Genomic DNA, 20072 nt, shown 5'->3' on the forward strand with positions numbered 1-20072 from the left:
GTTGCAACGTTTTGTCGCTGCGGGAGTGGCATTCTACTCAACCGCCTTCTCGAGTCAAGCCTTATTTTCAGAGGCTTTATCGAGGCACCGACCGGCTTGTTTGCGTTGCCGCTTGCCCTGTCGATGGAGGCGCATTATAGGGAGTAGAAACTTTCTGGCAAGCGGTTAATTGCAGAAATATGGCTTTCGTGATGCGTTCGCTCACAAAGCCACCAACATGTATATTAAGCGAACGAATTCAGCCTGCGACCGGTACTGAAACGGCAAAATCATGCAGGTTGTCATAGACGGCATCCGCCAGTGCAGTACCTTCATCTGTCAGCGGTTTGCCGGTACGCACCATGACTTTATGCCCCACCTTGGCATTGGCGGCGGCTTTCAGGTCGGAAGGCTTATCACCCACCATATAGGAACGCGCCATATCGATACCCAGCTCCTGTTGTGCCAGCAGCAGCATGCCGGGCTTCGGCTTGCGGCAATCGCAGGGTGCACCATGATCCGGGTGATGGGGGCAAAAATAGATGCCATCGAGATCCACATCTCGGTCGGCCAGCGACCAATCCATCCATTCGGTGAGGTTCATGAAGTCGTCTTCACTGAAGTAGCCGCGGGCGATACCTGACTGGTTGGTGACCACAATCAGCAGATAGCCTTTCTGCTTCAGCAGTTGCATGGCTTCGATCACACCAGGCAGGAAATGGAAGTCATCGACCTGGCTGACATAACCGGTGTCTTCGTTGATGACACCGTCACGATCCAGAAAAATGGCGGGTTTACTCACGGGCACTACCTCGGCAATGGATGTTTAAAAAGTATCTCACAGGGCAGATAAAGCCCCAAAAAGTAAAAGGGGCGGCCGAAGCCACCCCTTTTATGTGTGCAGATAGCGAATCGATTAAGCGATTACGCTAGCAACAACACCAGCACCTACGGTACGGCCACCTTCACGGATGGCGAAACGCAGGCCGTCGTCCATCGCGATCGGGGCGATCAGGGTAACAACCATTTTGATGTTGTCGCCTGGCATTACCATTTCAACGCCTTCCGGCAGTTCGATGGTACCGGTCACGTCGGTAGTACGGAAGTAGAACTGCGGACGGTAGCCCTTGAAGAACGGGGTATGACGACCACCTTCTTCTTTGGACAGTACGTACACTTCAGATTCAAACTTGGTGTGCGGCTTGATGGAGCCCGGCTTGGCCAGTACCTGACCACGCTCTACGTCTTCACGCTTCACGCCACGCAGCAGGGCGCCAACGTTCTCACCGGCACGACCTTCGTCCAGCAGCTTGCGGAACATTTCAACACCGGTACAGGTGGTGGTCACGGTATCTTTGATACCGACGATTTCCACGGTCTCACCGACTTTAACGATACCGCGCTCAACACGACCGGTTACTACGGTACCACGGCCAGCGATGGAGAAGACGTCTTCGATAGGCATCAGGAACGGCAGGTCGATTGCACGCTCTGGCTCCGGGATATAGGTATCCAGGTGGTTAGCCAGCTCGATGATTTTCTCTTCCCAAGCAGCGTCGCCTTCCAGCGCTTTCAGCGCGGAACCACGGACTACCGGCAGGTCATCACCCGGGAAATCGTACTCGGTCAGCAGTTCGCGAACTTCCATCTCGACCAGCTCAAGCAGCTCTTCGTCGTCGACCATGTCGCACTTGTTCATGAACACGATCATGTACGGGATACCAACCTGGCGACCCAGCAGGATGTGCTCACGAGTCTGCGGCATCGGGCCGTCAGTCGCAGCTACTACCAGGATCGCGCCGTCCATCTGGGCAGCACCGGTGATCATGTTTTTAACGTAGTCGGCGTGACCCGGGCAATCTACGTGGGCGTAGTGACGGGCAGCGGTGTCGTATTCTACGTGGGAGGTGTTGATGGTGATACCACGCTCACGCTCTTCCGGCGCCTTGTCGATCTGGTCGAAGGCGAAAGCTTTACCACCGAAGTGCTTGGCCAGCACGTTGGTGATGGCGGCGGTCAGGGTGGTTTTACCGTGGTCAACGTGGCCGATGGTGCCGACGTTTACGTGCGGTTTATTACGCTCAAATTTTTCTTTAGACACGACGTAGTCCTTCTAGGTTAAACCCGCCTACCGTCGTAGGCGGGGAATCATAAATTACTTGGATTTGCGCTCTTCGATGACTGCCTGGGCCACGTTGTTCGGGGCGTCGGAGTACTTAGCGAATTCCATTGCGTAGGAAGCACGACCTTGGGTAGCGGAACGCAGGGCGGTCGCATAACCGAACATCTCGGCCAGCGGCACCAGGGCACGTACGATCTTGCCGGACGGGCCGTCTTCCATACCTTCGATCAGGCCACGACGACGGTTCAGGTCACCGATAACGTCGCCCATGTAATCTTCCGGGGTCTCGACTTCAACCTTCATGATCGGCTCGAGCAGGACCGGGCTTGCCTTCATGTAACCAGCCTTGAAGGCCAGGGAGGCAGCGATCTTGAACGCCAATTCGGAGGAGTCGACATCGTGGTAAGAACCGTAGTGCAGACGCACACCCAGATCCATTACCGGATAACCTGCCAGCGGGCCGGATTTCAGCTGCTCACGGATACCCTTGTCAACGCCCGGGATGTATTCGCCAGGGATTACGCCGCCTTTGATATCGTTAACGAACTCATAGGCTTTGCCGGCTTCCAGCGGGTACATGTCGATGATGACGTGACCATACTGACCACGACCACCAGACTGCTTGGCGTGCTTACCTTCGATGTCCTTGACGGTTTCACGAATGGTTTCACGGTAGGCAACCTGCGGCTTACCTACGTTCGCTTCAACCTTGAACTCGCGACGCATACGGTCAACGATGATGTCCAGGTGCAGCTCACCCATACCGGCGATGATGGTTTGACCAGATTCTTCGTCAGTCCATACGCGGAAAGACGGATCTTCCTGCGCCAGACGGCCGAGTGCCAGACCCATCTTCTCTTGGTCAGCCTTGGTTTTCGGCTCAACCGCGATGGAGATTACCGGCTCCGGGAATTCCATACGCTCGAGGATGATCGGTGATTTTTCGTCACACAGGGTGTCACCAGTGGTCACGTCTTTCAGACCGATGGCGGCCGCGATATCGCCTGCGCGAACTTCTTTGATCTCTTCACGCTTGTTGGCGTGCATCTGAACGATACGGCCAAAACGCTCGCGCTTCTCTTTGACAGAGTTCAGCACGGAGTCACCGGAGTTAACCACACCGGAGTACACGCGGAAGAAGGTCAGGTTGCCTACGAACGGGTCGGTAGCAATCTTGAATGCCAGAGCAGAGAACGGCTCTTCATCAGAAGCATGACGCTCGTCTTTGGTGACGCCGTCCAGCTTCAGACCGTCGATGGCCGCTACGTCGGTCGGTGCCGGCAGATAGTCAACCACGGCATCCAACATGGCCTGTACGCCCTTGTTCTTGAACGCGGAGCCACAGGTAACCAGGATGATTTCGTTGTTCAGAACGCGCAGACGAAGAGCTTTCTTGATCTCTTCCTCGGTCAGTTCTTCACCGCCCAGGTATTTTTCCATCAGATCTTCAGACGCTTCAGCAGCGGCTTCGACCAGGGTCATGCGCATTTCTTGCGCTTGTTCCAGCAGCTCAGCCGGGATCTCTTCGTAATCGAAGGATACGCCCTGATCTGCTTCGCTCCAGTTGATGGCTTTCATCTTGACCAGATCGATAACGCCCTTGAAGTTCTCTTCTGAACCGATGTTCAGTTGCAGCGGAACCGGGTTACCTTTCAGGCGGGTCTTGATGTGCTCAACGCAGCGCAGATAGTTGGCACCAGTACGGTCCATCTTGTTGACGAACGCGATACGGGGAACCTTGTACTTGTTAGCCTGACGCCATACGGTCTCAGACTGTGGCTGTACGCCACCTACGGCACAGTACACCATCACGGCGCCGTCCAGAACACGCATTGAACGCTCTACTTCGATAGTAAAGTCAACGTGGCCGGGGGTATCGATGATGTTGATACGGTGCGGTTGGAACTGTTTGCCCATACCGGACCAGAACGCGGTGGTCGCGGCGGAGGTGATGGTAATACCACGCTCTTGTTCCTGTTCCATCCAGTCCATGGTGGCAGCGCCATCGTGAACTTCACCGATCTTGTGACTTACACCGGTATAAAACAGAACGCGCTCGGTAGTGGTAGTCTTACCGGCGTCGATGTGAGCGGAGATACCGATGTTACGATAACGCTCAATGGGGGTTGTACGAGCCATTGTCATCCTCTTACTAGGAGCGTGCCCCTAGATAACTGAAGGTGCGCAGAGCCAAAAGACCCTGCGCAAGCGGATTACCAGCGGAAGTGAGCGAAGGCCTTGTTCGCTTCAGCCATACGGTGAACGTCTTCACGTTTCTTGACAGACGAACCCTTATTGTCAGCGGCATCCAGCAGCTCGCCAGCCAAACGCTGAGCCATTGATTTTTCACCACGTTTACGAGCGGCGTCAACCAACCAGCGCATTGCCAGGGCATTGCGACGGACCGGACGAACTTCTACCGGTACCTGATAAGTTGCACCACCGACACGACGAGATTTAACCTCGACGGACGGACGGATGTTGTCCAGAGCGACTTCGAACAGGGCCAGGTGCTCTTTGCCAGATTTGGTGGCAATGATGTCCAGGGCGCCATAAACGATGGCTTCTGCAACAGATTTCTTACCGTCAACCATTACTACGTTGACAAATTTAGCCAGCAGCTCTGATCCGAACTTAGGATCCGGCAGGATTTTACGCTGACCAACAACACGACGTCTTGGCATTTCAAATTCTCCGTAACTTCAGGGATTACCCAAAACTAGAAAGTTATCTAACTAGAAACGAATTAACGTTTGGCCTTACTTAACGGAGAACCATTAAGCTTTAGGACGCTTCACGCCATACTTGGAGCGAGCCTGCTTACGGTCTTTAACACCGGCACAGTCCAACGCACCACGAACGGTGTGATAACGAACACCTGGCAAATCCTTGACACGACCGCCACGGATCAGAACAACGGAGTGTTCCTGCAGGTTGTGACCTTCACCGCCGATATAGGAGGTGACTTCGAAGCCGTTGGTCAGACGTACACGGCAGACTTTACGCAGTGCAGAGTTAGGCTTCTTGGGGGTGGTGGTATATACACGGGTGCATACGCCACGCTTCTGAGGGCACGCTTCCAGCGCCGGCACGTTGCTTTTCACAACGAGCTTGATGCGTGGCTTGCGAACCAACTGGTTAATAGTTGCCATCAAAAGGCTCCTGATAATGACTTCATAAACGTGTGAAAAATCCTCCCCGCAGATACGGGGACGCGAAATTTTATGCCCTGTTGTCTGGGGAGTCAAGATTTATACAATTCGTGCGCCAAAAGGGCAAATGACATCCCGCAACTAATGTGGTAACCACCTGAGCTATCAAGCAAAAATTAAAACTAGCCGGCCCAGGTCTGGGGTGATCCATGCTCGGCGATCAGGCTGATCAGGCCGGGCATGTCGAGTTCCATCCCGATCCTGCACGGCAATCCCCTCGCCCGCAGGTCTTCCTCCATCACATAGAGCGGGATCCCGGCCAAGCGTTCACACCACTCCGGCGCGACGACAGCCACCACGGCATCCTGCATCAACACCAGCGGATCCTCTGCCTGGCGATAGCGCAGTGCCTGTTCGAGGTCCTGGTTCAGGAAGGGAGAATTCAATACCAGCTGAATCATGGGCACCTCAGAAGCTGATGTGGGTGGTGCAACGGCCCCACTGGTGGCGGATCTCCGCGGGGGACAGCGCCGTCACGGGGATCAGCAGATCCGCCGCGGTCAGGCCACGCTCGGCCAGCGAAGCCGCACAGACATAGACCTCCTCGATGTCGTACAGTTCCAGCATCTTGAAGGTCGGAGCATAGTGGCGCTGCAATATCGCCTGTGGCGACTGTTCCTTGACCAGCTGCAACACGCCGTCCCCCAGCAGGAACAGGGCCAAAGACTCGGTCAATGCCGAGGTAGCCAGCAGGGCATCCAACCCTTCCCGACCGCTCGCCGTGCCATGGGGACCACGCCGGCAGATAAAGGCAATCTTGCTCATCTCATCCCCCTAGAACTGGACGAAGCGATCGGCAGTCAGGCTGGCCTCGGCCAGCTGCCCCAATCCACTCAGGCGAAATGGCGCCTGCAGGTTGAACTGGGTCTTGCCGACCCCCTTCGCCTCGGTCTCGTCGAGCACACCACGCCGCATGGCGGCGGCGACACACACATCGATGCCGATGCCCTGTGTCATGGCCAGCTCGCGCCACAGCGTCACCAGGTCGGTCTCATCGGACGCGGGGGCATGCAAGCTGCTGCCGTTATAGACCCCGTCCTGATAGAAGAACAGGTGAGACAGGCGATGGCCCTGCTCGATGAGGCTCAGGGCGAAGCGATAGGCGGTGCTGGCCGTCTGGGTGCCATAGGCGGGCCCAGTGACCAGCAGGGCAAAATTCAGACTCATGTCCGGACTCCTGCGCAAATATGCATCCATTCTACCTCAAAGACGAAAAAGCCCCTCCTGGGAGGGGCTCTTCCAATGACAGTGGCTCAGACGTAGGCGATGGCTTCGACTTCGACCAGGACGTCCTTGGGCAGGCGAGCCACTTCCACACAGGAGCGCGCCGGTGCGGCGTCGCCGAAGTAGCGGGCATACACCTGATTGAAGGCCACGAAGTTATTCATGTCGCTGAGGAAGCAGGTTGTTTTAAGCACCTTGCCGGTATCGGCGCCGGCCGCCTTCAATACTGCAACCAGGTTCTTCATCACCTGCTCGGCCTGCGCTTCGATGCCACCGGCGACTATGTCCATGGTGGCGGGATCGAGCGGGATCTGCCCAGAGGTGAAGACCAAATCACCCAGCTTGGTAGCCTGGACGTACGGGCCAATTGCGGCAGGAGCCTTGTCGGTTGCAATCACTTCTTTAGCCATTCTCACTATCCCCTTCTATGGCGCTTATTCGTTCTCTTCTTCACCCTGCTTGCGCTGTCGGATGTACAGATAAACGGTATGTTTGGAAATATTCAACTTGTCGGCGACCAGGTTGATCGAGTCCTTGATATCAAATATGCCCTTCTCGAACAGCTGGGTCACGATAAAACGATTCTTGGCATTGTTGGCCACGGTCGGATCGCGATTGATCTCGTCGATGGTGTTGTCCACCGTCTGGGCGACCAACTCCTCCACGCTATTGGCAAAGGTTTCCGGCGATTGGCGCTCCGCTTGCTGCGGGGTCGGGAAAAACTCGGCCACGAACTCGTGGAAGGGCGCATTGATGTGCAGGTTGATGCAGATCAGTCCGACCACCTGCTTGTCGCTGTTGCGGATGGCGATGGTACTCGACTTCATCAGCGCACCGGTCCGGCTGCGCGCGAAGTAACTCTGGGTGTGATCCTGGCCGGTGCTCTCGATGTCCTTGAGCATACGCAGGGCCAGATCGGTGATCGGCGCCCCCAGGGTACGTCCCGTGTTAAAGCCGTTTGCTATCTTGATCACTGACTCATGCAGATTTTCCAGGGAGTGAAGCACCACCTCGCAGTGCTTGCCGAACAGATCGGCCAAGCCTTCGATGAGGCCCTCATATGAACGCAACAATTCCCTGTCTTCGTCTGTAAAAGCGCGACCGCTCAGTCGTTCTTCGGGAAGCAGTACTTCCTCGATACCTGCAGCCATGTTCTACCCCTGTAATAACCATTCAACTTTCCCGAGTTTTCAATTGCGGGGGATCAATGTCAACTTTTTTTGATTTTTTGCTCTATAACCTTGCACTGGATCATCCCCTGCCCCAGCACCGTGCAAGGCCGTGGCGCGCGACAGGCATAAAAAAGGGCCCCTCGAAGGGGCCCTCTTTAATCACAACGGCTGAAGATTACTCTTCGTCAAAGCTGCCGGCTGCGTTGAGCAGATCCGCCAGGTTTTGCTGAGCCTCATCGGCAGTCACCTGCGGTACACCGACAGCACGGGCTGCGGCGGCACGCTGGTTGATCCGGGCATGGTGGTAGGCAAAGCCGGTACCAGCCGGGATCAGACGACCCACGATCACGTTCTCTTTCAGGCCACGCAGTTCGTCACGCTTGCCGCCAACGGCCGCTTCGGTCAGAACGCGAGTGGTTTCCTGGAAGGAAGCCGCGGAGATGAAGGACTCGGTGCTCAGGGATGCCTTGGTAATACCCATCAGGATGTGACGGAAGGTGGCCGGGGTCTTACCCTCGGCAACCAGCTTACGGTTGGCAATCTTCACACGAGCCACTTCAACCTGCTCACCTTCGATCAGGTCGGTGTCGCCGGCGCTCAGGATCTCGCACTTGCGCAGCATCTGACGAACGATGACTTCGATGTGCTTGTCGTTGATCTTAACGCCTTGCAGACGGTAAACGTCCTGCACTTCGTTGGCGATATAGTTGGCGACCGGGCTGATACCGCGCAGACGCAGGATGTCGTGAGCAGACTCAGGACCGTCCGCCAGCACTTCACCCTTCTCAACTTTTTCACCTTCGAACACGTTCAGGTGACGCCACTTCGGAATCATCTCTTCGTAGATGTCGCCACCGTCGGTCGGGGTGATGACCAGACGGCGCTTGCCCTTGGTCTCTTTCCCGAAGGAGATGGTACCGGAGATCTCGGCCAGAATAGCCGGTTCCTTCGGTTGACGTGCTTCGAACAGATCCGCAACGCGCGGCAGACCACCGGTGATGTCCTTGGTACCGCTGGACTCTTGCGGGATACGCGCAACCGCGTCACCCACGCCCACGTTGGCACCATCTTCCAGGTTCACGATCGCCTTGCCCGGCAGGAAGTACTGGGCGGCAACATCGGTACCCGGGATCATGACATCCTTGCCGTTCTGGTCGACCAGTTTCACGGTCGGACGCATCTCTTTACCGGCGCTCGGACGTTCGTTGACATCCAGTACGACGATAGAGGAGAGACCGGTCAACTCGTCGGTCTGACGAGTGATGGTCACGCCATCGATCATGTGTTCGAAGTCCAGGCGACCTGCTACTTCAGTGATGATCGGGTGGGTGTGCGGATCCCAGTTGGCGACGGTGTCACCGGCACTCACGGCCTGGCCATCTTTCACTTCCAGGACGGAACCGTAAGGCAGCTTGTGGCTTTCCTTGGTACGGCCCATCTCGTCCATGATGGTCAGTTCGGTAGAACGGGAGGTGATTACCAGCTTGTCAGCACTGTTGGTAACAAACTTGGCGTTCTGCAGCTTGATGCTACCGGTGTTCTTGACCTGGATGCTGCTCTCGGCAGCGGCTCGGGATGCGGCACCACCGATGTGGAAGGTACGCATCGTCAGCTGGGTACCCGGCTCACCGATGGACTGGGCGGCGATAACACCGACAGCCTCACCCTTGTTCACCAGGTGACCACGGGCCAGATCACGGCCGTAGCAGTGAGCACAGTTACCGAAGTCGGTCTCACAGGTGATGGCAGAACGTACCTTCACGCGGTCGACGGAGTTACGTTCCAGCAGATCACACAGATACTCGTCGAGCAGGGTATTGCGCGCGACCAGGATCTCGCTTTCAGTACCCGGCTTGATCACGTCTTCCGCGACCACACGACCCAGCACGCGCTCACGCAGCGGCTCGACCACGTCGCCACCTTCGATCAGCGGAGTCATCCACAGACCTTCGGTAGTGCCGCAATCGTCCTCGGTGACCACCATGTCCTGAGCCACGTCGACCAGACGACGAGTCAGGTAACCGGAGTTCGCCGTCTTCAGTGCGGTATCCGCCAGACCTTTACGAGCACCGTGAGTGGAGATGAAGTACTGGAGTACGTTCAGACCTTCACGGAAGTTCGCCACGATCGGCGTTTCGATGATGGAGCCATCCGGCTTGGCCATCAGGCCACGCATACCGGCCAGCTGACGGATCTGGGCGGCGGAGCCCCGCGCACCAGAGTCGGCCATCATGAAGATGCTGTTGAACGAGGCCTGCTCTTCTTCTTCACCCAGGGAGTTGACGTTACGCTCCTTGGACAGGTTATCCATCATGGCCTTGGAGACGCGATCGTTCGCGCTGGCCCAGATATCGATAACCTTGTTATAGCGTTCGCCCGCGGTCACCAGACCGGACAGGAACTGGTCCTGGATCTCGGCAACTTCGGCTTCGGCAGCGGCAACGATGTCTTTCTTGGCATCCGGGATGACCATGTCATCGATACCAACAGAGGCACCAGACAGGGCCGCATAGTGGAAACCGGTATACATCAGCTGGTCAGCGAAGATGACGGTGTCCTTCAGGCCCTGCTTGCGATAACAGGTGTTCAGCAGACGGGAGATGAGCTTCTTGCCCAACGCCTTGTTGGAGACGCTCTTGATCCAGTTCTGCGGATTGGCATCCAGATCGGCCTGCTCTGCCGCAGTCAGCACCTTCGGCTCGTCGATCAGCGCGTATTCCATGCCTTTCGGCAGGATCAGGCTCAGGATCGCACGACCAACGGTGGTGTTCTTCAGCTCGGTACGCTCTACCAGCGAATCATCTGCTTGACGCAGGTATTCGGTGATACGCACTTTGACGCGAGCATGCAGATCGGCCAGACCGGCACGATAGACCTTCTCGGCTTCTTTCGGGCCGGCCAGCACCATACCTTCGCCCTTGGCGTTGATACGGGCACGGGTCATGTAGTACAGACCCAAGACCACGTCCTGGGAAGGAACGATGATCGGCTCACCGGAGGCAGGCGACAGGATGTTGTTGGTAGACATCATCAGGGCACGCGCTTCCAGCTGGGCTTCCAGGGTCAGCGGTACGTGGACCGCCATCTGGTCACCATCGAAGTCCGCGTTATAGGCGGCACAGACGAGCGGGTGCAGCTGGATGGCCTTGCCTTCGATCAGGGTCGGTTCGAACGCCTGGATACCCAGACGGTGCAGGGTCGGTGCACGGTTCAGCAGGACCGGGTGTTCGCGGATCACTTCGTCCAGGATGTCCCAAACGACGGCTTCTTCGCGCTCCACCATCTTCTTGGCGGCCTTGATAGTGGTCGCCAGACCGCGGGATTCCAGCTTGCCGTAGATGAAGGGCTTGAACAGCTCCAGCGCCATCTTCTTCGGCAGACCGCACTGATGCAGACGCAGGGTCGGACCTACGGTGATAACGGAACGACCGGAATAGTCGACGCGCTTACCCAGCAGGTTTTGACGGAAACGACCTTGCTTACCCTTGATCATGTCGGCCAAGGATTTCAGCGGGCGCTTGTTGGAACCAGTGATGGCACGACCACGACGGCCGTTGTCCAGCAGGGCATCCACGGACTCTTGCAGCATGCGCTTTTCGTTGCGCACGATGATGTCCGGGGCGGCCAGGTCCAGCAGACGCTTCAGGCGGTTGTTACGGTTGATCACGCGACGATACAGATCGTTCAGATCTGACGTTGCGAAACGGCCGCCGTCCAGCGGTACCAGCGGACGCAGGTCCGGCGGCAGCACAGGCAGCACTGTCATGATCATCCACTCCGGCTTGTTGCCGGACTGCAGGAAAGCTTCCATCAGCTTCAGACGCTTGGTGGTCTTCTTGCGCTTGGTCTCGGAGTTGGTCTGATCCAGCTCCTCGCGCATGGTCTTGACTTCACCTTCCAGATCGATGGCACGCAGCAATGCAAGTATTGCTTCGGCACCCATCTTGGCGTCAAATTCGTCGCCCCACTCTTCCAGTGCGTCCAGATAGTTCTCTTCGGACAGCATCTGGCTGCGCTCGAGGTTGGTCATGCCGGGTTCGATCACCACATAGGATTCGAAATACAGCACGCGCTCGATGTCACGCAGGGTCATGTCCAGCAGCAGACCGATACGGGACGGCAGGGACTTCAGGAACCAGATGTGGGCAGTCGGGCTGGCCAGCTCGATGTGGCCCATACGCTCGCGACGGACCTTGGTCTGGGTCACTTCTACGCCGCACTTCTCGCAGATCACACCACGGTGTTTCAGGCGCTTGTACTTGCCGCACAGACACTCGTAGTCCTTCACCGGTCCGAAGATACGGGCACAGAACAGACCATCACGTTCCGGCTTGAAAGTCCGGTAGTTGATGGTCTCAGGCTTTTTGACCTCACCGAATGACCAGGAGCGGATCATGTCAGGAGAGGCCAGACCGATCTTGATACTGTCAAACTCTTCGGTCTTGGTCTGAGCCTTCAAAAACTTGAGTAAGTCTTTCACGTGTTTCCCCTGTCAGGAGTCTAACCTCGGCGCCCCAACTGCCAAAGCAGCGGGGCGCCCACGTCAATTCTCGAACAATAAGAGCGAGCTCTTACTCTTCGTCCAGCTCGATGTTGATACCCAGAGAGCGAATTTCCTTCAGCAATACGTTGAAGGATTCGGGCATGCCCGGCTCCATACGGTGGTCGCCATCCACGATGTTCTTGTACATCTTGGTACGGCCATTCACATCGTCAGACTTGACGGTCAGCATTTCCTGCAGGGTATATGCCGCACCGTAAGCCTCCAGGGCCCACACTTCCATCTCACCGAACCGCTGACCACCAAACTGTGCCTTACCACCCAGCGGCTGCTGGGTAACCAGGCTGTAGGAGCCGGTAGAACGCGCATGCATCTTGTCGTCTACCAAGTGGTTCAGCTTGAGCATGTACATGTAACCCACGGTGACCTTACGCTCGAAAGTGTTACCGGTACGACCGTCGAACAAGGAGATCTGACCGGATTCCGGCAGATCGGCCAGCTTCAGCAGGGCCTTGATTTCGTGCTCTTTGGCACCATCAAAGACAGGTGTAGCAACTGGCAGACCCTTACGCAGGTTACCCGCAAGGGTACGTACGTCGTCGTCAGACAGCTCGGCGATGTTCACTTGCTGGGTGTCTTTCTCGCCCAGGTCATAGACCTGTTGCAGGAATTCACGCATCTCGTGCAGCTCGCGCTGATCTTTGATCATGCGGTCGATCTTCTCGCCGATGCCCTTGGCCGCGAGGCCCAGATGCACTTCGAGGATCTGACCGATGTTCATACGGGACGGTACACCCAGCGGGTTCAGTACGATGTCGACCGGACGGCCGAACTCGTCATGGGGCATATCCTCGACCGGGCAGATCTTGGAGATAACACCCTTGTTACCGTGACGGCCCGCCATCTTGTCACCCGGTTGGATGCGACGCTTGACTGCCAGGTAAACCTTGACGATTTTCAGTACGCCCGGCGCCAGATCATCACCCTGGATAATCTTGCGACGCTTGTTCTCGAACTTCTTGTCGAAGTCGGCTTTCAGCTCGATGTGCTGCTCGCCGATCTGCTCCAGTTCGATCTGTTTGGCTTCATCTTCGATGGCCAACTCAAACCACTTGGAACGATCCAGCTTGTTCAGACGATCTTCGCTGTAACCGGCGGCCAGCAGCAGGTTGCGGGAGCGGCCGAAGATGCCGTCTTCCAGGATCTTGAACTCTTCGGTCAAGTCCTTCTTCGCTTCCTTCAGCTGCATCTCTTCGATTTCTTTGGCGCGCTTGTCTTTTTCCACGCCATCGCGGGTAAAGACTTGCACGTCAACCACGGTACCGTACACACCGTTCGGCACACGCAGGGAGGAGTCCTTCACATCGGAGGCCTTCTCACCGAAGATGGCACGCAGCAGCTTCTCTTCCGGCGTCAGCTGGGTTTCACCCTTGGGTGTTACCTTACCAACCAGAATGTCGCCGCCCTTCACTTCGGCACCCACGTAGACGATACCGGACTCGTCCAGCTTGGACAGAGCGGCTTCACCCACGTTCGGGATGTCGGCAGTGATCTCTTCCGGACCCAGCTTGGTGTCACGGGAGATACAGGCCAGTTCCTGGATATGGATGGTGGTCAGGCGATCTTCCTGTACCACGCGCTCGTTTACCAAGATCGAATCTTCGAAGTTGTAACCGTTCCACGGCATGAACGCGACGCGCAGGTTTTGGCCCAGCGCCAGTTCGCCCAGATCGGTAGACGGACCGTCAGCGACCACGTCGCCCGCCATCACCGGCTCACCCAACATCACGCAAGGACGCTGGTTGATACAGGTGTTCTGGTTGGAACGGGTGTACTTGGTCAGGCTGTAGATGTCGATGCCGGCTTCGCCTGGCAGCAGCTCATCTTCATTGACCTTGATAACGATACGGGAGGCATCGACGTAGTCGATCATGCCGCCACGCTTGGCCACTACGGTTACCCCGGAGTCGACGGCCACGGCGCGTTCCATACCGGTACCTACCAGCGGCTTGTCAGCACGCAGAGTCGGTACGGCTTGACGTTGCATGTTCGAACCCATCAGGGCTCGGTTAGCATCATCGTGTTCCAGGAACGGGATCAGAGCAGCAGCCACAGAGACGATCTGTTGCGGGCTCACGTCCATGTACTGGATCTGGTCGGCGTTCATAAAGGTGGATTCACCCTTATGGCGGCACGGGATCAACTCATCTTTCAGACGGCCATCTTCGGAGGTCGCGGCGTTAGCCTGAGCGATCACGTACTTGCCTTCTTCGATTGCAGACAGGTAATCCACTTCGTCGGTGATCACACCGTCGATGACCTTGCGGTACGGGGTCTCGAGGAAACCGTACTCGTTGGTGCGGGAATACACGGACAGCGAGTTGATCAGACCGATGTTCGGACCTTCCGGAGTTTCGATAGGGCACAGACGACCGTAGTGAGTCGGGTGTACATCTCGAACTTCGAAGCCGGCACGCTCACGGGTCAGACCACCCGGGCCCAGCGCGGAAATACGACGCTTGTGGGTCACTTCGGACAGCGGGTTGTTCTGGTCCATGAACTGGGACAGCTGGCTGGAACCGAAGAACTCTTTGACCGCGGCGGAGATCGGCTTGGCGTTGATCAGATCCTGCGGCATCAGGGTGTCCAGGTCGCCCAGAGAGAGACGCTCCTTGACCGCACGCTCGACACGCACCAGACCGACACGGAACTGGTTCTCGGCCATTTCACCGACAGAACGGATACGACGGTTACCCAGGTGGTCGATATCGTCCACCTCGTCATTGCCGTTACGGATGTCGATCAGGCGCTTCATGACCTCGACGATGTCGTCTTTGGTCAGCACACCTACGCCGGTCTCATCTTCACGACCCAGACGGCGGTTGAACTTCATCCGACCCACGGTAGACAGGTCGTAACGCTCGGAAGAGAAGAACAGGTTCTCGAACAGCTGCTCAGCCGCTTCGCGGGTGGGCGGCTCGCCCGGACGCATCATGCGGTAGATCTCGACCAGCGCTTCCAAACGGGTGGAGCTGGAGTCGATGCGCAGGGTCTCGGACATGTAAGCACCGTGATCCAGTTCGTTGGTGAACAGAACCTCGAAGTGCTTGAAGCCGGCTTGGGACAGGTTGGCAACCGCTTCCAGGCTCAGCGCCTGGTTGGCAGTCACGACCACTTCGCCAGTCTGCGGATGTGCGTAGTTCTTGGCTGCAACTTTGCCAACAACATACTCCACCGGCACCTCAATCTGGGTGATGGCGTCTTTTTCCAACTGACGGATGTGGCGCGCGGTTACCCGACGACCGGTTTCAACCACCACGGCGCCATTGGCGATGATGTCGAAGGTCGCAGTCTCACCACGCAGGCGCTCGGGCACCAGGTCCATCATCAACTTGCCATCTTTAACCTCGAAACCGATGGTCTCGAAGAAGGTGGCCAGAATCTGTTCGGAACCGAAGTCCAGGGCGCGCAGAATAATGGATGCCGGCAATTTACGACGACGGTCGATACGGACAAACAGGTTGTCTTTTGCATCGAACTCGAAGTCCAGCCAGGAGCCACGGTAGGGGATAACGCGGGCGTTATACAGTACCTTACCGGATGAATGTGTTTTGCCTTTATCATGGTCGAAGAAGACGCCCGGGCTGCGGTGCAGCTGGGAGACGATGACCCGCTCGGTACCATTGATAACAAAGGTGCCGTTTTCGGTCATGAGCGGGATTTCGCCCATGTAAACTTCTTGTTCCTTGATGTCTTTGACGGTGCCGGCAGCTGCTTCACGGTCGTACAGAACCATACGAAGCTTGACACGCAGCGGCGCGGAGTAGGTCACTCCACGGATCTGGCATTCTTTTACGTCAAATACCGGCTCACCCAGGCGATAGCTGACATACTGAAGCTCAGCACTACCGGAGTAACTGGTGATCGGGAAAACGCTACGGAAAGCGGCCTCTAGGCCGTATTCACCTTCCGGGTCAGCCTCGATGAACTGCTTGAAGGAGTCCAGCTGAATGGACAACAAATAAGGCGTGTCCAGTACCTGGTCTCGCTTACCGAAGTCCTTACGAATGCGTTTTTTTTCGGTATAAGAGTAAACCATAGGGTTCCTCAGCTCGCTGATAAGTGACCCACTCTGTCCCGCAGGACAGCTCTGTCTCAACACCGTTTTGTGTTGGCCCGGACGATGATACGGTCCGGATTGCTGGTGCACCGAGAGTCGTAAACGGTGTGAAATGCTCTCAGTCTACAGCGCAAAAAGGCTGGTGAACAAATATTCACCAGCCCTAGCCTGTTTTATCAGGCTAATCTACATAAATGCAGATTATTTGATCTCAACAGAAGCACCAGCTTCTTCAAGCTGCTTCTTCAGAGCTTCAGCTTCATCTTTGGAGATGGCTTCTTTCAGGTTGGTCGGTGCAGCTTCTACCAGGTCCTTGGCTTCTTTCAGGCCCAGACCGGTGGCAGCACGAACGGCCTTGATGACGGCAACTTTGTTGGCGCCAGCAGCAGTCAGAACTACGTCGAACTCGGTCTTCTCTTCTACTGCTTCAGCGGCCGGACCGGCAGCTACAGCAACAGCGGCAGAAACACCGAACTTCTCTTCCATTGCTTCGATCAGCTCAACAACTTCCATTACGGACATGGAAGCAACGGCTTCGATGATTTGGTCTTTAGTGATAGACATGACAAAAATTCCTGATGTTGAATAAACTCAAACAGCCTAAATAGGCGAGAATCAAGCAGCAGCTTGTTTCTGGTCGCGAACAGCAGCGATAGTACGAACCAGCTTGCCAGCAGAGGCTTCCTTCATGGTAGCCATCAACTTCGAAATCGCTTCGTCGTAGGTCGGCAGCGTGGCCAGACGATCAATTTGTGCTGCGGCGATAAACTCACCGTTAAAAGCGCCAGCCTTGATTTCGAACTTTTGGTTCGCTTTGGCAAACTCTTTGAACAGACGAGCGGCAGCGCCCGGGTGTTCGTTAGAGAAAGCAATCAAGGTAGGACCAGTCAATACGTCGTTCAGGCAACCGAATTCGGTGCCCTCTACCGCGCGACGCAGCAGGGTGTTACGCACAACGCGCATGTACACACCGGCTTCACGAGCGGATTTACGCAGGACGGTCATCTTGTCAACAGTCACACCGCGAGAATCGGCTACAACTGCAGACAGAGCGCCTTTGGCAGCTTCGTTGACTTCAGCAACAATTGCCTTTTTGTCTTCGAGTCCCAATGCCATTGGCTTAACTCCTGGATTGAATCTGAGTCTCATGACTCAGTACTGACACATCCCCCCTACCTTCACAACAGAGGGGAACGATGCGGTAGCAGGATTCCAGAAGAGAAAGAAAACTTTCTCGCTGGGTGTCCGGCACCGTCTACGCAGGAAGGATTAAGGCCATGCGGCCACCTGCGGTCTTGGACGGAGGTCGAAACCCCCAACCAATCAAGGCGCAAAATTATAGATTAAATTTTGCGCCTTGTAAAATCCATCAATTAGCCCTGAGCTTCCAGAGAAGCTTGGTCTACGGCAACACCGGCACCCATGGTGGTGGAGATGCTGACTTTCTTGATGAAGATACCTTTGGCGGAAGAGGGTTTGCCCTTTTTCAGAGCAACCAGCAGAGCTTCCAAGTTTTCTTTCAGCTGAACTTCGTCGAAAGAAACCTTACCCAGAGTGGTATGGATGATACCATTCTTGTCATTGCGGTAACGAACCTGACCGGCTTTAGCATTCTTCACAGCTTCAGCAACGTTCGGGGTCACGGTACCCACTTTCGGGTTAGGCATCAGGCCACGCGGGCCCAGGATCTGGCCCAGTTGACCAACAACGCGCATGGCATCCGGGGATGCGATCACGACGTCGAAGTTCATCTCGCCTTTCTTGACCAGCTCGGCCAGGTCATCCATACCAACCAGTTCAGCACCGGCAGCCTTGGCGGCTTCGGCGTTGGCACCCTGGGTGAATACGGCGACACGGATGTCACGACCGGTACCGTGCGGCAGTACAGTAGCACCACGTACGTTCTGGTCGGATTTACGAGCATCGATACCCAGGTTAACGGCAACGTCAACGCTTTCAACGAACTTGGCGGTCGCCAGTTCTTTCAGCAGGGCAATGGCTTCGTTGATGGAGTACTCTTTGGTACCGTCAACTTTTTCGCGAATAACGCGCATACGCTTGGAAAGTTTTGCCATTGTCTTAATCCTCCACTACCAGGCCCATGGAACGAGCGGAGCCTGCGATGCAACGTACTTTTGCATCCAGATCGGCACCAGTCATGTCCGGCTCTTTGGTCTTGGCGATTTCTTGCAGCTGAGCAACAGTCACCTTACCAACTTTGTCTTTGTTCGGCTTGGCGGAACCAGACTGGATACCAGCGGCTTTCTTCAGCAGGAAGGAAGCAGGCGGAGTCTTGGTTTCGAAGGTGAAGGAACGGTCACTGTAAACGGTGATCACGACCGGAGTCGGTGAGCCTTTTTCCAGCTTCTCTGTACGAGCGTTGAACGCCTTACAGAATTCCATGATGTTGACACCGTGCTGACCCAGCGCAGGACCAACGGGAGGGCTGGGGTTAGCACTGCCAGCCTTAACTTGCAGCTTGATATAAGCTGTGACTTTCTTAGCCATTACGAAAATACCTCAAAAATGGGTTCTAGCGCCTCGGAGACATGCTCCTGCAAACGGCTCCCCAACAAATAAAGGGGCAGCGAATTATAGAGATATTCGCTGCCCCTGACAACCGTTAAACGTACAGACTTTAATCAGCCCTTTTCGACCTGACCAAAATCCAGTTCTACCGGCGTTGAGCGACCGAAGATCAGTACCGAGACCTTCACGCGACTCTTCTCGTAGTCCACCTCTTCAACAGTACCGTTGAAGTCGGCAAACGGACCATCGGCAACCCGCACCATCTCACCCGGTTCAAACAGGGTTTTCGGCCGCGGCTTGTCATGGGCATCTTGCAGACGATTGAGAATGGCATCTGCTTCCTTATCGGAGATAGGAGCTGGGCGATCTGAAGTACCGCCGATGAAACCCATCACGCGCGGTACGTTACGCACCAGGTGCCAGGTGGTTTCATCCATCAGCATCTGCACCAGGACATAACCCGGGAAAAATTTGCGCTCACTCTTGCGCTTCTGGCCAGCACGCATCTCGACCACTTCTTCGGTCGGGACCAGCACTTCGCCAAACATCTCTTCCATGCCATGCATCTTGATATGTTCACGCAGGGATTTGGCAACCCGACCTTCATAGCCGGAAAATGCCTGCACGACATACCATCTCATACGTTGTTCACGTTGTTCAGTCATGGCTTATCCTTACACACCGGTAATCAAGTTGACCAACCAGACCAAGGCACCGTCCAGAAGGAACAGCAAAAGCCCCATCACGGCGGTCACCGCCAGCACAATCAGGGTTGTCTGAATGGCTTCCTGACGGGTCGGCCATACGACCTTGCGGACTTCCAGGCGCGACTCACGAGCAAATGCCAGTGTTGCCTTACCTTTGGTGGTTTGCAGGGCCACTGCACCAGCAGCGGCGATGACAACGACCACACCCAGGGCGCGGACGGCTGCGACAACATCGTGCAGCAGGTAATTACCCACTACAGCGGCCGCCAGGATGATGAAAACCAGACCCCAAAGCAGGGTATCCTTGTTTCCGCCCTGTCCCTCAGAACTAACACTCATACAACCCACCTGTATCTGACGTAACCAAAGACACAAAAGCCCCGTACGAGACGAGGTATATGGCAGGGGCGGCAGGACTCGAACCCGCAACCATCGGTTTTGGAGACCGCTGTTCTACCAATTCGAACTACGCCCCTGCATAAGAAAGCCCCTATTATAGGGGCTTC

General features: G+C 56.0%; 18 protein-coding genes and 1 tRNA gene. All 19 read right to left on the bottom strand.

All coding sequences use genetic code 11. From position 1 onward, the window contains the following. Positions 1-238: 238 nt before the first annotated feature. Positions 239-781 (bottom strand): D-glycero-beta-D-manno-heptose 1,7-bisphosphate 7-phosphatase, encoded by a 543-nt coding sequence (gene gmhB / locus AACW18_RS19920; RefSeq protein WP_042652971.1) that lies wholly within the window; start codon positions 779-781, stop codon positions 239-241. Positions 782-895: 114 nt separating this feature from the next. Continuing rightward, entirely contained in the window at positions 896-2080 is a 1185-nt protein-coding gene (gene tuf, locus AACW18_RS19925) for an elongation factor Tu (protein ID WP_126623228.1), read from the bottom strand. 54 nt (positions 2081-2134) lie between these two features. Next, a complete protein-coding gene (gene fusA, locus AACW18_RS19930; protein WP_042654553.1) occupies positions 2135-4240 on the bottom strand; it encodes an elongation factor G in 2106 nt (701 codons plus the stop codon). Between the two features lie 74 nt (positions 4241-4314). Beyond that, positions 4315-4785, bottom strand: a complete 471-nt coding sequence (gene rpsG / locus AACW18_RS19935; protein ID WP_033129801.1) for a 30S ribosomal protein S7 — start codon at positions 4783-4785, stop codon at positions 4315-4317. Positions 4786-4878: 93 nt separating this feature from the next. Then, on the bottom strand, positions 4879-5253 hold the full coding sequence (gene rpsL / locus AACW18_RS19940) for a 30S ribosomal protein S12 (protein ID WP_005306278.1): 375 nt from the start codon (positions 5251-5253) through the stop codon (positions 4879-4881). Between the two features lie 182 nt (positions 5254-5435). Further along, the gene (tusB, locus tag AACW18_RS19945; RefSeq protein ID WP_218389651.1) at positions 5436-5714 is read right to left on the bottom strand and encodes a sulfurtransferase complex subunit TusB; all 279 of its coding nucleotides are present in this window, start codon (positions 5712-5714) and stop codon (positions 5436-5438) included. Between the two features lie 7 nt (positions 5715-5721). After that, positions 5722-6078: a sulfurtransferase complex subunit TusC gene (tusC, locus tag AACW18_RS19950; RefSeq protein WP_042654551.1), complete on the bottom strand. Its 357-nt coding sequence runs from the start codon at positions 6076-6078 to the stop codon at positions 5722-5724. 9 nt (positions 6079-6087) lie between these two features. Continuing rightward, complete coding sequence (tusD, locus tag AACW18_RS19955) at positions 6088-6480, bottom strand: sulfurtransferase complex subunit TusD (RefSeq protein ID WP_218389652.1); 393 nt, start codon at positions 6478-6480, stop codon at positions 6088-6090. An 86-nt stretch (positions 6481-6566) separates the two neighbouring features. Next, positions 6567-6947: a RidA family protein gene (locus AACW18_RS19960; RefSeq protein WP_042654549.1), complete on the bottom strand. Its 381-nt coding sequence runs from the start codon at positions 6945-6947 to the stop codon at positions 6567-6569. Positions 6948-6971: 24 nt separating this feature from the next. Further along, positions 6972-7688: a helix-turn-helix transcriptional regulator gene (locus tag AACW18_RS19965; RefSeq protein ID WP_042654548.1), complete on the bottom strand. Its 717-nt coding sequence runs from the start codon at positions 7686-7688 to the stop codon at positions 6972-6974. A 196-nt stretch (positions 7689-7884) separates the two neighbouring features. Further along, complete coding sequence (gene rpoC / locus AACW18_RS19970) at positions 7885-12189, bottom strand: DNA-directed RNA polymerase subunit beta' (RefSeq protein ID WP_042654547.1); 4305 nt, start codon at positions 12187-12189, stop codon at positions 7885-7887. 91 nt (positions 12190-12280) lie between these two features. Continuing rightward, positions 12281-16309: a DNA-directed RNA polymerase subunit beta gene (gene rpoB / locus AACW18_RS19975; protein ID WP_042654546.1), complete on the bottom strand. Its 4029-nt coding sequence runs from the start codon at positions 16307-16309 to the stop codon at positions 12281-12283. A gap of 222 nt (positions 16310-16531) precedes the next feature. Next, complete coding sequence (gene rplL / locus AACW18_RS19980; protein WP_042019315.1) at positions 16532-16894, bottom strand: 50S ribosomal protein L7/L12; 363 nt, start codon at positions 16892-16894, stop codon at positions 16532-16534. Between the two features lie 51 nt (positions 16895-16945). Further along, on the bottom strand, positions 16946-17446 hold the full coding sequence (gene rplJ / locus AACW18_RS19985; protein ID WP_042654545.1) for a 50S ribosomal protein L10: 501 nt from the start codon (positions 17444-17446) through the stop codon (positions 16946-16948). 257 nt (positions 17447-17703) lie between these two features. Continuing rightward, on the bottom strand, positions 17704-18405 hold the full coding sequence (rplA, locus tag AACW18_RS19990) for a 50S ribosomal protein L1 (protein ID WP_042654544.1): 702 nt from the start codon (positions 18403-18405) through the stop codon (positions 17704-17706). 4 nt (positions 18406-18409) lie between these two features. Beyond that, positions 18410-18838 carry a 50S ribosomal protein L11 gene (gene rplK, locus AACW18_RS19995; RefSeq protein WP_016352267.1) on the bottom strand — a complete coding sequence of 143 codons (429 nt, stop codon included), beginning with the start codon at positions 18836-18838 and terminating at the stop codon, positions 18410-18412. Between the two features lie 134 nt (positions 18839-18972). Next, positions 18973-19524, bottom strand: coding sequence for a transcription termination/antitermination protein NusG (nusG, locus tag AACW18_RS20000; protein ID WP_033130103.1), 552 nt, complete (start codon positions 19522-19524; stop codon positions 18973-18975). Between the two features lie 9 nt (positions 19525-19533). Next, positions 19534-19905, bottom strand: a complete 372-nt coding sequence (gene secE / locus AACW18_RS20005; protein ID WP_042654543.1) for a preprotein translocase subunit SecE — start codon at positions 19903-19905, stop codon at positions 19534-19536. Between the two features lie 60 nt (positions 19906-19965). After that, positions 19966-20042: transfer RNA gene (locus AACW18_RS20010), tRNA-Trp, on the bottom strand. Positions 20043-20072 lie beyond the last annotated feature (30 nt).

It is taken from the genome of Aeromonas sp. sia0103 (genome assembly GCF_963895295.1).
Taxonomy (GTDB): domain Bacteria; phylum Pseudomonadota; class Gammaproteobacteria; order Enterobacterales; family Aeromonadaceae; genus Aeromonas; species Aeromonas encheleia.

What these genes read in the sequence shown, in the direction of transcription:
- rpoB (WP_042654546.1), bottom strand. Translation starts at nt 16,309, where the DNA reads ATGGTTTACTCTTATACCGAAAAAAAACGCATTCGTAAGGACTTCGGT.
- rplK (WP_016352267.1), bottom strand. Translation starts at nt 18,838, where the DNA reads ATGGCTAAGAAAGTCACAGCTTATATCAAGCTGCAAGTTAAGGCTGGC.
- AACW18_RS19960 (WP_042654549.1), bottom strand. Translation starts at nt 6,947, where the DNA reads ATGGCTAAAGAAGTGATTGCAACCGACAAGGCTCCTGCCGCAATTGGC.
- rpsG (WP_033129801.1), bottom strand. Translation starts at nt 4,785, where the DNA reads ATGCCAAGACGTCGTGTTGTTGGTCAGCGTAAAATCCTGCCGGATCCT.
- tusC (WP_042654551.1), bottom strand. Translation starts at nt 6,078, where the DNA reads ATGAGCAAGATTGCCTTTATCTGCCGGCGTGGTCCCCATGGCACGGCG.
- rpsL (WP_005306278.1), bottom strand. Translation starts at nt 5,253, where the DNA reads ATGGCAACTATTAACCAGTTGGTTCGCAAGCCACGCATCAAGCTCGTT.
- rplA (WP_042654544.1), bottom strand. Translation starts at nt 18,405, where the DNA reads ATGGCAAAACTTTCCAAGCGTATGCGCGTTATTCGCGAAAAAGTTGAC.
- AACW18_RS19965 (WP_042654548.1), bottom strand. Translation starts at nt 7,688, where the DNA reads ATGGCTGCAGGTATCGAGGAAGTACTGCTTCCCGAAGAACGACTGAGC.
- secE (WP_042654543.1), bottom strand. Translation starts at nt 19,905, where the DNA reads ATGAGTGTTAGTTCTGAGGGACAGGGCGGAAACAAGGATACCCTGCTT.
- nusG (WP_033130103.1), bottom strand. Translation starts at nt 19,524, where the DNA reads ATGACTGAACAACGTGAACAACGTATGAGATGGTATGTCGTGCAGGCA.
- tusB (WP_218389651.1), bottom strand. Translation starts at nt 5,714, where the DNA reads ATGATTCAGCTGGTATTGAATTCTCCCTTCCTGAACCAGGACCTCGAA.
- tusD (WP_218389652.1), bottom strand. Translation starts at nt 6,480, where the DNA reads ATGAGTCTGAATTTTGCCCTGCTGGTCACTGGGCCCGCCTATGGCACC.
- fusA (WP_042654553.1), bottom strand. Translation starts at nt 4,240, where the DNA reads ATGGCTCGTACAACCCCCATTGAGCGTTATCGTAACATCGGTATCTCC.
- rplL (WP_042019315.1), bottom strand. Translation starts at nt 16,894, where the DNA reads ATGTCTATCACTAAAGACCAAATCATCGAAGCCGTTGCTTCCATGTCC.
- rplJ (WP_042654545.1), bottom strand. Translation starts at nt 17,446, where the DNA reads ATGGCATTGGGACTCGAAGACAAAAAGGCAATTGTTGCTGAAGTCAAC.